General features: G+C 48.1%; 11 protein-coding genes. 2 read left to right on the top strand and 9 right to left on the bottom strand.

Translation table 11 applies throughout. The features are described 5' to 3' along the window. Window positions 1–52 precede the first annotated feature (52 nt). The 3 genes from DFP97_RS13710 to DFP97_RS13700 all read right to left on the bottom strand — a co-directional run bounded on the left by DFP97_RS13710 (window position 53) and on the right by DFP97_RS13700 (window position 3,003). Window positions 53–1,078, bottom strand: a complete 1,026-nt coding sequence (locus DFP97_RS13710) for an efflux RND transporter periplasmic adaptor subunit (protein ID WP_181873512.1) — start codon at window positions 1,076–1,078, stop codon at window positions 53–55. After that, on the bottom strand, window positions 1,062–1,754 hold the full coding sequence (locus DFP97_RS13705; protein ID WP_114380671.1) for an ABC transporter ATP-binding protein: 693 nt from the start codon (window positions 1,752–1,754) through the stop codon (window positions 1,062–1,064). Before DFP97_RS13705 ends, DFP97_RS13710 begins: the two co-directional genes overlap by 17 nt. 256 nt (window positions 1,755–2,010) lie before the next feature. Next, window positions 2,011–3,003 (bottom strand): aldo/keto reductase, encoded by a 993-nt coding sequence (locus DFP97_RS13700; RefSeq protein WP_114380669.1) that lies wholly within the window; start codon window positions 3,001–3,003, stop codon window positions 2,011–2,013. 137 nt (window positions 3,004–3,140) lie between these two features. Here DFP97_RS13700 and DFP97_RS13695 point away from each other — a divergent pair, with 137 nt between their 5' ends. Beyond that, entirely contained in the window at window positions 3,141–4,031 is an 891-nt protein-coding gene (locus DFP97_RS13695) for an AraC family transcriptional regulator (protein WP_114380667.1), read from the top strand. A gap of 107 nt (window positions 4,032–4,138) precedes the next feature. Here DFP97_RS13695 and DFP97_RS13690 read toward each other — a convergent pair whose 3' ends face one another. Both DFP97_RS13690 and DFP97_RS13685 read right to left on the bottom strand, forming a co-directional pair. Continuing rightward, a complete protein-coding gene (locus DFP97_RS13690) occupies window positions 4,139–5,071 on the bottom strand; it encodes an AEC family transporter (RefSeq protein WP_114380665.1) in 933 nt (310 codons plus the stop codon). 426 nt (window positions 5,072–5,497) lie between these two features. Then, entirely contained in the window at window positions 5,498–6,337 is an 840-nt protein-coding gene (locus DFP97_RS13685; RefSeq protein WP_114380663.1) for a dienelactone hydrolase family protein, read from the bottom strand. A 229-nt stretch (window positions 6,338–6,566) separates the two neighbouring features. Between DFP97_RS13685 and DFP97_RS13680 the strand changes: the two genes are divergently transcribed. Further along, window positions 6,567–7,064 (top strand): DinB family protein, encoded by a 498-nt coding sequence (locus DFP97_RS13680; RefSeq protein WP_114380661.1) that lies wholly within the window; start codon window positions 6,567–6,569, stop codon window positions 7,062–7,064. A 152-nt stretch (window positions 7,065–7,216) separates the two neighbouring features. Here DFP97_RS13680 and DFP97_RS13675 read toward each other — a convergent pair whose 3' ends face one another. Genes DFP97_RS13675 through DFP97_RS13660 form a run of 4 tightly spaced genes read right to left on the bottom strand, consistent with a single transcriptional unit; the run spans window position 7,217 to window position 13,287 of the window. Next, window positions 7,217–9,085 carry an ABC transporter ATP-binding protein gene (locus DFP97_RS13675; protein WP_114380659.1) on the bottom strand — a complete coding sequence of 623 codons (1,869 nt, stop codon included), beginning with the start codon at window positions 9,083–9,085 and terminating at the stop codon, window positions 7,217–7,219. Then, window positions 9,060–10,823, bottom strand: coding sequence for an ABC transporter ATP-binding protein (locus DFP97_RS13670; RefSeq protein WP_114380657.1), 1,764 nt, complete (start codon window positions 10,821–10,823; stop codon window positions 9,060–9,062). The genes DFP97_RS13675 and DFP97_RS13670 overlap by 26 nt, the downstream gene beginning before the upstream one ends. Before the next feature lie 28 nt (window positions 10,824–10,851). Continuing rightward, window positions 10,852–12,690: an ABC transporter ATP-binding protein gene (locus DFP97_RS13665; protein ID WP_245976213.1), complete on the bottom strand. Its 1,839-nt coding sequence runs from the start codon at window positions 12,688–12,690 to the stop codon at window positions 10,852–10,854. Next, entirely contained in the window at window positions 12,691–13,287 is a 597-nt protein-coding gene (locus DFP97_RS13660) for a PadR family transcriptional regulator (protein WP_114380655.1), read from the bottom strand. Between the last annotated feature and the right edge of the window lie 209 nt (window positions 13,288–13,496).

Here is a 13,496-nt window from a genome sequence, read left to right as displayed (position 1 = left end):
CGCCAACCTTAGTCGGCGCAAATAATGTTTTAAGTGAAAGCCATTGTTTAGATTACTGCAAAACGACTACCGCGCCTTCTTCCAAGCCCTTCGTAATTTCAATTTCCGTAGAGCCCTTAATGCCTGTTTCTACATCGATTTCACGAATTTTATTGCCGTCCTCGAGCGTTCTGACGAATGTTCTGCCGAGGAAGCTGCGAACGCCGCTGCGCGGAATTTTCAATACATCGTCACGCTGCTGCAAAATGATTTTCACATCCGTAAACGCTCCGATCGATGCGTCGCCCGGAATTTTCGGCACTTCTATAAACAATGTTTTAGAATAACGCTCTTGCAGCTGTTCGTTCATGGTAGCCGGTGCCGAGGAAGGGGTTTGTACTACTTTGCCATCTATCTCCTCTGTGCCGAATTTGACCTTTGCCGGATAGCCTACATCGACGCTGCTAATCTCAGCGCCCGTTTCAACCCGAAGCGCTACGCGAAGCTTCGAAGGATCGGAAATAATGACGAGCGTCTGATAGGGCTCGACAAAATCCCCCTCGTCCAATTCCTCTACGAACGTCACTTGACCGTTCATGCCGGCAACAAGCTGTTTACTGTTGAATGTCGCTTGCAATCGTTCAAGCTTTAAAGTTTCAATATCCATTTGAAGCTTTGCGATGTTGATCGCATCATTGTCACCGCCCGCTTTGGCCTGCTTAAGTGTGAGCTTAGCACGTGCAAGCGACAGCTCCTGCTCCTTCAGCTGAATATCCAGCCCGTCAACGTTAAGCTGAACGAGTACGTCGCCTTTCTTAACTTGGCTTCCGGACGTGACGAGCATCTTTGCAATTCGTCCTCCCTGGCCGGTAAATTGCGCGATTTCCGTATGGGTTGATTCAAGACTGCCGCTGCCATTAATTTCTTGCGAGATTGTCCCCTTCTCAACGGTAACGGTTCGATAGTTTTCTTCTGCCGGCTTGACGAGCGGCGGCTTCAAAGCATCCTCTTCCGCAGGCAGCAAGGAGCACCCTGTAAGTGAAGCGCTGATCAGCAGCGCGAATGTAAATCCAAGCACCGGTTTAAGCTTTTGCGACAATTTGTCCATCCTCCAATTCATATACATGGTCAACAATTTCCATAATGGCAGGATCGTGCGTGGTCATGATGATGGTCATGCCTGCTGATTCTACCAAGTCGCGAAAAACTTTCATAATTTGCAAACCGGTACGGCTATCCAGCTCTGCCGTAGGCTCATCAGCCAAAAGCAGCTTCGGTTTGTGTGCAATTGCTCTTGCGATTGCCGTTCTTTGCTGCTCTCCGCCCGAAAGCTCGAACGGCCGGTGATGCATGCGCGACTTCAGGCCGACCTGCTCCAGGGCGTGAATAGCAGCTTCCTTACGGCCGCCCGCCGGCACGCCTGCCACCCTTAATATAAACTCTACATTCTCATAAGCGGACATAAGCGGAATAAGGGCAAACGATTGAAAAATAAGTCCCATTTCCTTGCGCCGCACAAGATCACGCTCTTGGTTAGACATCGCTGTCAAGTCGCGTCCTGCGAATGTAATTTGCCCTTCCGTCGGACGATCCAGCGCACTGAGCAAATTGATCAGCGTCGTCTTCCCTGAACCGGATCTTCCTTTAAAAGCAATAAGCCGACCCGACGGGATCGACAAATCGACACCCTTGAGTACGGTAACCGCACCGATGCCACGTCCGAACGTGCGTTTTAAAGCGCTTGCACGGATCATATCGCCCGTTGATGATTGCATGAAATGACAAACCTCCGTCTCTAGCAAATATCTACCAGTAAACCGTTTACATTTATATCTTTTTCCATTTTACCCTCTAGCAACCTGTACGTACAAGTGTAAAAAAATAGATTTATGTGCAAATTTATTTAATTATCTTAAGTTATGAGAATACGAGTACAGGTTCCAATCTAGGCCGTGAGCCCATTCGTGAGCTAAACAGCCTCCACCATTCCCTTCTACGAATTTCTCGTGGTTGGAATGCTTTTTTGTTCACTTATTCATTCAAAATAGCGTCAATCTGCTGCAATTCTTCCTCTGTGAAATCACAAGTATGAACGGCGGCTGCGGCGTCTTCAATCTGACTAACCTTACTCGATCCGATTAAAGCAGAGGTAACTCGTCCTCCCCGCAGCACCCAGGATAACGCCATTTGCGATAGCTTCTGTCCGCGCTCCTGTGCGAGAGATTGAAGCTTTGCAGCTTTGGCAAGAACCACATCTGTCAATTCCTCCGGATTTAAAAAGTTGCTATTGCTGTTTGCGCGGGAATCGGCTGGGATTCCATGAAGGTATCTATCGGTCAGCATGCCCTTAGCAAGGGGAGAGAAGGCAATACATCCGATCTTGTTCTCCTGCAGCACATCGAGCAAACCTTCTTCGATTCGCCGTTCCAGCATGGAGTACCTAACCTGGTGAATGAGGCAGGGAGTTCCCAAATCATTCAAGATGCGTACTGCTGCTATCGTTTGTTCGGGAGAGTAGTTGGAGAGCCCGACATAGAGCGCTTTACCTTGTCTGACGATCAAGTCTAAAGCTGCCATGGTTTCTTCAAGCGGGGTTTCTGGATCTGGACGATGATGATAAAAGATATCGACATAATTCAGCTGCATCCGTTTCAGGCTTTGATCCAGGCTTGAAATTAATTGCTTTTTGGAGCCCCATTCCCCGTAAGGTCCTGGCCACATCAAATAGCCAGCCTTTGTAGATACGATGATTTCATCCCGATAGCCTTGCAAATCTTCCTTCAATATCCTTCCGAAAGTCTCCTCTGCCGAACCGGCAGGCGGACCATAATTATTAGCCAAGTCAAAATGGGTAATTCCCAAGTCGAAGGCTCTGCGAATCATCGTTCGTCCATTCTCATAACGGTCTACACCGCCAAAATTATGCCACAGTCCGAGGGAAATGGCCGGCAGCTTTAATCCGGAGTTTCCACTGCGGTTATAGGTCATTCCTGTATATCGGTCTTCTTGCGCCTTGTAAGTCATCGTTAACACCTCGCCATATGGATTGTATCCTCGTCATTGTACCCTTTACAAGAGAGAAATTGGTATAGCTGTATGACTTTATAATATGGTATAATGTCGCCATTCTCATAGGAGTAGAGGATGCAGGAGGGCAGACGATGCTTGGAAACGACTATAAAATATCGACGTATAGCAATAGCTCAAATATAGACTTAAAGCTGTTTTATTCAGGAACACAGCAATGTCCTCCGGGTCATTCTTGGGGGCCGGCGCTCAAGGATCATTACAAAATTCACTATATCCATAGCGGTAAAGGGATATTTCGTACTATAAATCAAACTTACACGCTAAGCAGTGGACAAGGGTTTTTAATCTACCCGGATCAGATTTCTTCTTATGCCGCAGATGAAGCTGATCCTTGGACCTATTCATGGGTTGCGTTTCAGGGTGCTTCTGCGGAATACTGTGCAGCAAATGCTATACTTTCTGTGGAACAACCTGTTTTTACATGCGAGCAGGACGATGTTATTCGCAGCTGTATCCGCCAGATGTATGAAGCGAGCCAGTTGATCCATGCCAGCAGCCGCGATCTTAGGCTGACCGCTGCTTTATGTTCTTTTTTGGCGGTAATCATGGACTCGGTGGGTTCAAATGTCCAGTTCAAGCGATTCGATTCTGGGAAGGATGTCTATGTTTCTCGTATTCTGGCCTACACGGAAACGAATTACTCGAGGTCACTTCGCATAGAGGATTTGGCCAATGAATTAGGATTAACTCGAAAATATATGTCTAGTCTTTTTAAAGAGGCAGTTGGAATTTCCCCTCAACAATATGTATTCCAATACCGTTTAAACAAAGCAAGGGAACTATTAAAGAAGGCTTCCTTGTCCATCAGGGAAGTCGCTTATTCTGTAGGGTATCATGATCAACTATTGTTCTCGCGTATGTTCAAGAAGACATTTGGCATGTCTCCAAGTGAATATCGCAACAACGAATATGACAAGATGGATCTGCTTAAAGGAAACACGCATGAAGGTACAAGGGAGTAAGCTTCTCCAATGCCGGAGCACCCAAGTTTTTGAAAATTGTGCCAACACAGTAAAAAAGCCCTTTTTCGATTTTATATCGAGAAAAAGGCTCTAGTTCCTATGAAGCATTATACGTCGAGCTGCAAAAAGAAAATGACGGCCGTAACCGTTATTATGCTTAATAGAGTAGAAACAAAAACCGACTGCGAAGCAAACTCCGCTTCATTGTCGAACTCCACCGCAAGCAGAACGCTGCTGAGCGAAGTAGGTACGGCTGAGGATACGATCAGCGCCGCTGCTGTTAGCTTTTCTATTCCCATCATCCACACGATAAGCCATGCCAGCAAAGGGCCAACCAGGAGTCTAAGCATACCTGACAGGCTTACATCGATCAGGAGCGAGCGCTTTATTTTCCACTCCATGCTTCCAAGCTGAACGCCAAGCGTTATAAGAGCCGTTCCAATAAAAGCATTCGATAAATAGTCGATCGGCGTGGATAGCGACTGCGGAATGTCAATATGGAAGTTTCTTAACAATAACGCAAGCGGTATGACGTAAATAACAGGCATGGAAAGAATCGTACGTCTGATGGCACGCATGTCGGCTTTATGCGCATTCACATTGTAAATACCGTACGTATTCGGTACAAGCGATTGCATCATCATGATGATGACTTGAATCGCCAGCGTTTTCTCATTGCCTGCAAAAGCAAGCTGGTTTAGAGGTATACCATAATTGGCGCTATTATAGAACAGCACACTGTTGCGCATCGCGCTTTTCATGCCGGGACTATACCCTCTTATTCGTATGACAACTTCAACAATGATATATTGTGCGACCATAAATAAAACCAAAAAGAACATGATTTTGCCGATTAATGATATCGAAATGGCTGTATTGTACAACAAATCGAACATGATAGCCGGTGAAAATAAATAAAAGTTCATTTTCGATAACGTCTTAATATCGAGCGAGAACGCCCGGTGAATCATAACGCCAAGTGCAATCATAACGCCCATCGGAAGGACGTTCGTCAATAAAATATGTATAAAAATACTCATTGCAGCATCTGCTTCTTTCTATTATCTATTGTGAATGCACCGGTGTCCCTCTACTAGACCGCTTTACTAATTCTAATAGGTAAGAGGCTAATTAATCAAGCTTACGGTTTTGTAATAGACAGCCAACCAAAAAATCAGCATAAAACTGTTTTAATACAAGACACAACTTTGCTTAAATTAAAAACGCGAGAAAAAACTGCTTGAATAACAGTTTTTTCTCGCGTTTTTCGCGGTAGCCTTTTTAAAGGTCATGAGCTATAGTGCCCCGTTAGCTGAATAGATAGCCCTTATAATCACTTAGCCTTCACTCGTTTGAATCAGTTCGCTTCCGGCTCGATTTTTGACTGTATCACGATCAATTTGACTTCGTCGAAATGTATGTCGTATGAACCTGTTATATTTAGGATAGTGCCTCCCCTTCTTTGTTCAGTCGACGGCGGTGACGTCACGCGTCAGAACGCGCTGAAGGAAATCGAGCGTGCGCACAAAGGCGTCCCGAGCCGAACAGACGTGATAGGACGGCCTCGTATCGTTGAAGAACGCGTGCTGAGCGCCGTCGTAGATCTGGTACTCGAACGTTTTGCCGGCCTCTCTTAACGCTTTGGCGAAAGCCGGAACCTGATCAGTGATCCGTTTATCCAGCTCTCCGTATAGTCCGAGCAGCGGGCACCCGATTGCGGGGATAAGATCTTCCGAGGGAGCGTTGCCATAAAAAATGACCGCTCCCTGCAGATTCCGGTCATTAGCGGCCAGCACCGCCGACAATGCGCCGCCAAGGCAGAACCCGACCGATGCGACATGCTGCCCGGTCGTATGCTCGTACTTATCGCGAAGCCATGCCGCAGTATCTGCCGCCTGCCGTACAAAGGCCGGAAAACGGCCTCCGAGGTCGAACAACCGGTCGAGCGTCTCGTCGATTGCTTCCCTCATCTCCTTCGGAAGCCCGGAGAGTGCTAATGCCCGCTGTTCCTTGTCCCGCCAATGTGCCGGAGAGATCGTATTGAGGAACTGCTTCGCCTCACTGATTCTCTCCTGCGCGAGCGGCCCCTCTGTTTTGCCGCCTTCGGCAAACAAATCCGGCGCGAATGCGGCATATCCGGCTTCGGCAATACGCCGCGTCACGTCCTGTATATGCTCGTCCACGCCCCAAATTTCCTGAAGAACGATGACGGCCGGCAGCGGCTCCCTCACGAATGCCGGCCTTGCGGCATAACCGCGGTACTTTCCTTGTTCTCCGTATCGTATCCATTCCGTTGATAACTGCATCGGCCAGCCTCCTTGTCGATATGTAACTATTTACGCTAACTTTCCTGATTCTAGAGTTGTCAACTCTAATAGAGATACCATCATTTATATTATACTAAATATTATAACAATCCTTCCCGTTAACGTGGAAAAGGCAGCCGTTCGTTCGTTATCATATTCGGTTAACCAGAGAGCTTTCCACTCGACTGGAATTTATAGTATGCTAAACCATAAGGGAGGAGAGGAATTTATGGTCAAACAACTGATCGTCGGCGACGTAGCGCATGAACTTGCCACTACGCGCCGCATTCTGGAACGCTTGCCCGAGGAGCATATGTCATGGAAGCCGCACGAGAAATCGATGGCGCTCGGCGGGCTGGCCACACACCTGATCAACCTGCTGAACTGGCAAATCGCGATTTTTCAGTATCCGGAGTTCGATCTTTCGACCGTGCCGCTGCGGCGGGAGCCTTTGGAAAAACCCGCTGACGTTCTGGAGGAGTTCGACGCGAACGTCGGTAAGTTTGAAAAGTTGCTCGCCGAATGCGACGAGAAAACGCTCGGCGAGGAATGGACGCTGCGCCACGGCGACCATATCATCCTCCGCGAGCCGCGGGCGATCGCGCTCCGCACCTTCGGATTAAGCCACATGATCCACCACCGGGCGCAGCTCGGGGTATACTTGCGGCTTCTCGATATTCCGGTGCCTGGCATCTACGGTCCCTCGGCCGACGAGGAAGCCCAATGAACTAAGTTTTTCGATCCGATACGCGCCAAACAGTCGCAGGGCACCGACATGACCGCCGGTACTCTGCGACTGTTTTTATTGTCGTCGTGTAGTCCCGCAAGCAGCTAGCGGTGATAAATGGAACCTTAAAATCATCATCCCTTATATAACCGCTACACCGCTATATTACCCTGCGAGTGCTGATACAGTTCAAGGTAATGTCCCTCTTGCTCCAGCAGCTGTTGGTGATTCCCCTGCTCCACGATTTCTCCATGGCTCATGACAATAATCCGGTCAGCCTGCATGATGGTCGACAACCGGTGGGCAATGACAATCGTCGTCCGATTTTGAGATACCACATGTAGAGCGTTTTGGATCAATTGCTCGGTATGCGAATCCAGATTGGCGCTCGCCTCATCCAAAATAAGAACCTTCGGCTTGAACACAATAATTCTCGCAAACGAAATCAACTGGCGCTCGCCGGCGGACAATCCGCTGCCCCGCTCCGAAAGCTTCGTATCATAACCATCCTTAAGCTTCTGAATGATGGAATTGGCTCCTACAAACTCGCAAGCCTGAATAACCTCCTCACGGGAAATCGTATCGTCGAACATTCTTACATTATCAATAATGCTGCCCGAATAGAGATAGGGCTCCTGCTGCACCAGCCCCACCAACCGATGCAAGGTGGCCTGCGGGATATCTCTCACATCCGTACCGTCAATCTGGATGCTTCCTTCCCTTACGTCATAGAAACGGCATAATAGGCTGATCAGCGAGCTTTTGCCGGCACCGGTCGTTCCAACCACGCCTATAAGCTCTCCGGGATTAATATGCAAATCCAAATTGCGGATGATCGGTACGCCCTCTTCGTAGGAGAAGGAAATATCATCAAAATCGATACGGCCCTTTACCCTATCAATGCTAAGGCTAGCTTGCGGGCCTTCCCAATCATCCTCCGAGTATTGCGTTTCCGCGTGTTCAGGCTTGCGATCCGTAATGTCCGGCTTGTTCGCGAATACCGACCAAATCCGGGTAATGGCGACGGTAGCCGATTGCAGCGTATTCCATTGCTGGGTAATCGTATTGATCGGCTGAAAAAATTGCCTGATATAAGTAATGAAGGCATACAATACGCCAAATTCAAGATTTTGACCGAGAACAGCGTTTCCGCCGATCCATGTCACGAATGCAATCGATAAATTACTCAATATGTCAAAGGTTCTGCCGAAAACGACATTTGTCCGTATTTCCCGGATATTCGCTTGAAAATACAAGCCGTTACGCTCGTTGAATTGCTTTTCCTGCTCCTTCTGCTGATGAAATACCTGTACAAGATTCATGCCGGACAAGTTTTCTGCCACAAACGCCACCAGACGGGATAATCTCGTTCTTGCGAGCTGATAGGTCGTTCTCATGAATGAGCGGAAGGCAATGGCGATGAGCGATATGATCGGCAATAAAATTAAACAATAGAGAGCTAATGTCGTATCAAGCTGAAACATCATGACGATTATGAATAGCAGCGTCAATCCGTCTCTGAACAAGCTCAGCAGCACCTGACTAAAAAACTGGTTCAGCGCCTCCGTGTCGCTGGATACGTGCGTGATCAGACTGCCGCTGGACATGCGGTCGAAATACCGCATCGATTGTTTCATGATATGGCCGAACAGCTGCTTACGAACGCGCGCCACGATGCTTTGGCCGATATGCTGGAGCAAATTGCTCTGCAAATACGTGAACAACAAGCTGGACAACGATAATCCCAAATAAACGGCGCAAATGGTCAACAAACCTTTATAATCATTCCTGCCCGCCAGCAAATTGTCGTCAATCGCGATCTTCATCAAAAAAGGCTGCAGCAAATCCGATAAAATGGCAATTAACGTACAGCAAAAAACGCCGATAAATGCCCAAATATGCGGTCTAACATAACCTGACAGCGCGCGAAAGGCCGAAACATATTGCGGCTTCTGTTCCGGCAGATTGGGATCCGCCTTCTGATCCGTCTGCCAATTATGAATGGCTTGTGCCGGTCGCATGTTGGCTCCCCTCCTCCTGTATGGCATGAAGTGTCGCATAGAGTCCCTGCATCGCGAGCAGCTCCATGTGAGTGCCGCGCTGCACAATCACGCCGTCATCGAGCACTATGATTTCATCAGCGTGCTTAATCGCGCTGATTCGGTGAGCGATAATAATGGTTGTTTTATCGCTTCTTTCTTTTTGTATCGACTCGATAATATCCTTTTCCGTCACGGCATCCACCGCGCTGACGCTATCATCGAGAATCATGACCGGAGCGTTCTTGATTAGCCCACGGGCTAAGCTGGTACGCTGCCGCTGGCCGCCGGACAAAGTAAGTCCGCGCTCTCCAAGCCTTGTTTCGAACTGATTTGGCAAATCGACGATATTGTCATAAATTTGGGCATGCCGCGCGGCAGCCTCGACATATTCCATTTCCGTATCGCGCTCATAGAAAGCAATATTTTCTCTTATTGTCGTACTGAATAAAAAGCCGTCCTGCGGAACGTAGGCTATCTGACTCCGCAAGCTTTCAAGCGTCATCTCTCTCACATCCGTATTGCCGAACCATACGGTTCCCGGCGGCGGATCATAGGTACGCAGCAAAAGCTTCATCAACGTTGTCTTGCCGCTGCCCGTTCGACCGATGATGCCAAGCGTCGAGCCTGGTCTAATATTGAGGTTAATGTCTCTAAGCACCTTATTGGAAGTCTTTTCATATGAAAATGATAAGTTTTGAATGCGAATGCCCGCATCGCTCAGATCCACGGCCTTCGCGTTTTCCAGCTCCATGATATCCGACTTTTGCGACAGCAGCTCATTTAATCGTTCGAGAGAAGCGCGGGAGCGCTGGATCGAATTAATAACATTTCCGATTTGTTGAAGCGGATTCATCAGCATCCTTATATAGAGCGTTAAAGCAACGAAATTGCCAAGCGTAATTTGCTTCGAAATTGTCAAGTAGCCGCCGAAGGCAAGCGCGACGACCAAAGCGATTGCCCCTAGAAATGGAATCAAAGCTTGAAAGAAAGATGAGACTCGTACCAAGCGCAATTGATGATGCCGGATTTGCTCGACCGTTTTGCCAAAACGCTCATTCATTATTGGCTCTACTGCGAACTTCTTCGTTACCCGAATGCCGCCGAACTGCTCTTCAGCCGTTTCCGTCATCGTTCCGAGCGCTTCCTGCACCTTTAACGACCGCCGCCTAATGATCGGTCCCAGATAGACGACAATGACGGGAATAAGCAATAGCGGGAATACGGAAGCCAAAATCAAATAATAAGGAATATCGATGAGCAGCATCATCGTAACGGCGGCAACAAGCAGCATTGTTGCATTCGCTGCCTGGTTGATCCCCATGGAGATCGACTCCCGAACCGCGGTCACATCGTTCATAAAGTAGCTGAGCAGCTTGCCGACACCGTTCCTCGAATAAAACCGCTCGCTCATTTCCGTAAAATGCTTGAATAAGCCTCTCCGGACGAAAAATTCAAACCTTCTGCCCACATACATAATTAAGTACATAGCTAAGCCGTTAAAAAGCACATGGCCGACGCCTATGACCAGCAGCAGCAAGCTGTAATCGACGATCAAATCCCGCGTTAATCCCCCGATTTGCAGCTTATCCGTAAACTGGCCCAATACCTTTGGAAAAAAAACGTTAATGCTGTTGGATATCAAATGTAGAAATATAGAGATCAGATACACATACCACGACTTCCGAAAAAAATCTGCCAGTATCCTTTTTGGTTTCAAATATGACCACCTCCTAATTGCGGTAGTGTTATTGCGCTGCATCCGTTTGCGGAAACTGCAATTCGTACAGCTGGCTATACCGCCCTTGGCGGCGAAGCAGCTCATCATGCGTCCCGTTCTCGACGATGCAGCCCTGCTCCAGAACATAAATTTGATCCGCCTGCTGAATCGTTGAAAGACGATGCGCAATAACCAGGCAAGTGCGTCCTCGCAGCAATTGCGCAAGAGCATCCTGAATATACTGTTCTGATTCGGTATCGAGCGACGAAGTGGCTTCATCAAGAATAATGACCCGCGGATTTTTCAAAATGGCTCTTGCAATGGATAGCCGCTGCTTCTGCCCACCAGAAAGCTTCACTCCCCGTTCGCCGATTTGCGTATCGTAACCTTGCGGAAACGATTCAATAAAGCCGCTGGCATTGGCCGCTTTGGCTGCCGCAATCACTTCAGCCTCTGTCGAATCATGCTTGCCGTATTTGATGTTCTCGCCAATCGTACCGTTAAACAATACAATATCCTGCGATACAATTCCGATCTGCTCCCGTAAGGAATCCAGCGTAACATCCTTCAGCGAATATCCGTCTATCGTAATTACTCCGTCCTGCGGATCATAAAATCTAGCAATTAGATGCGCAATCGTTGTTTTTCCTGAACCGGATGATCCAACCAGCGCCGTAACCTTTCCCGCTTCCAGCTCCAGGCTGAACGCATCCAGAACTTTCGATTCGTTGGAATAGGCAAAGCTTACGCTGCTGAATGCAATATGCCCGCGCAGCGGCGGCAGCGCGATCGCTCCTTTCTTCTCGATAATCTCTGCCTTCGTATTTATAACCTCCATAATTCGTTCATAGGCAGCAGCCGATTGCTGGATCGTATTAATGATTCGGCTAAAATGACGAATCGGATTTTGCAGCAGCCGCAAATAGGCAATAAAAGCAACGATCGTGCCCACGGTCATTTGATCCTTCATCGCAAGCCAGGCGCCAAATACGAGCACGATAGCCAGACCGATATAGTTTAGAAAATCTATAATAGGCTCATAAGCGGCCCGCAAGCGGACCACCTGGATATTGGCATCCATGTTCTTCCGGGTTCGCTCGGAAAACCGTTCGGACTCATAGGACTCGGCAGTAAACGATTTGATCAGCCGGATGCCGGTCAACGAGTTTTGCAAATGGTCGCTGACATCCGCAACCGACTCCTGCACCGTTCGAAACGAGGATCGCATTCTTTTGCCGAACACCCTCGTCGTCAATATCATAAATGGGAAGGTTGCGAGCAGAAGCAGCGTGAGCCTCCAATCAATCCACAGCATATAAATCGCAATGGCCGTAAACGTAAAGAAATCGGTAAATAATTGCATCATGCTGGACGAAATCATTTGCTGGAGAATACTCACGTCATTGGTAACGCGCGACATCAGGTCGCCGGTACGGTTGCGGTCAAAGAAGGAGACATCCAAGCTTTGCATGTGACGGTACAAATCGTTGCGAAGGTTGTAGAGCACTTTTTGTCCGATTGAGGCCATGAGAGAGGTGCTTATAAAACGAAGTCCGCCCAGCGCTATCGCCGCACCAAGAACTCCTCCACCGATGAGAAACAGCCGGTCGAAACGTTTATTTGGAATAAGGTGATCGATGGTGAATCGCGTTAATTGAGGAACAACAAATTCGAGTAAAGAAACCGCAATAACGCAAACGACCGCAGCAATTAACGACGGCCATTCCAGCCGGGCATGCGTATAAATCCGTACAAACATGCTGTATATGCTTGCAGGCTTTGCCTTCTCGCCGGTTCCGAACCTTCTCATGCCGCCCATGCCGCCGCCAGGTCTGAAGGTGTGAGCCGAATTGTAGTTATCGCTCAATCAAGACTCCCCCTCTTCACTGCCGTTCTCCGGTTCCACTGATAATTGACGAAGCGAAAAACGCAGATTTTCCAGTATAGTTCGCAGCTGAATAGCCTTGACTCCGTTGCTCATCGCTGCTCTCTCAGCCGCTTTCAACAGATGCAGCAGCTCCTTGCCCTTCGGTGTCAGCCTTCGATTTCTTCTGGTTCGGTCGCAAGCACCATTCTCTTCTTCGGCATCGCCCTGCTCCCGCCGGTCGTATCCATTGTCGGTGCTTTCGGTGTTATTTTTCTCTTCAAGCAGGTAAGTCCGGCCGGCGTCCGTAATATGGAATACCTTCTTTCCATCCAGCTTCGAAGCTTCGACGAATCCCTGGTCCCGCAGCATTTGCAAGGTAGGATAAATGGATCCCGCACTCGGCTTGTAGGTGCCTCCTGATTGATCCTCCAGCGCCTTCATCATTTGGTAGCCATGCATGCTTTCCTGCTCGAGCAGCTCCAACAAAGCATATTTGACTCCTCCGCGGCTGAAATACCGTCTTCCTGAGCCGTTCGTTTCCCTTTCATTTCCATGGTTCAAAAACAATTGTTCCTCTAGCTGCCAATCCTCTTTCATTCTATGTCCGCCTCCGTTAACGATATATCGTATTGATTAAAATTCTATACGATATATCGTTAATTGGCAATCATTCGTTAAAAATAGTAGATCCGCCAGTTTTTTACCACAAAAAAAGGGGTTGTCTCAAAAGTAGGTAAGCTTATTACTTAGATAGCACTCTTGTAGTGAAAATCATGTTTCAAATCAAAAAATGGTGACGATAGGGC

The sequence above is a fragment of the Paenibacillus prosopidis genome (assembly GCF_003337375.1).
Taxonomy (GTDB): Bacteria; Bacillota; Bacilli; order Paenibacillales; family Paenibacillaceae; genus Pristimantibacillus; species Pristimantibacillus prosopidis.
The sequence above is the reverse complement of the archived record's forward strand: the minus strand, read 5'-3'. Positions and strand labels throughout refer to the sequence as shown.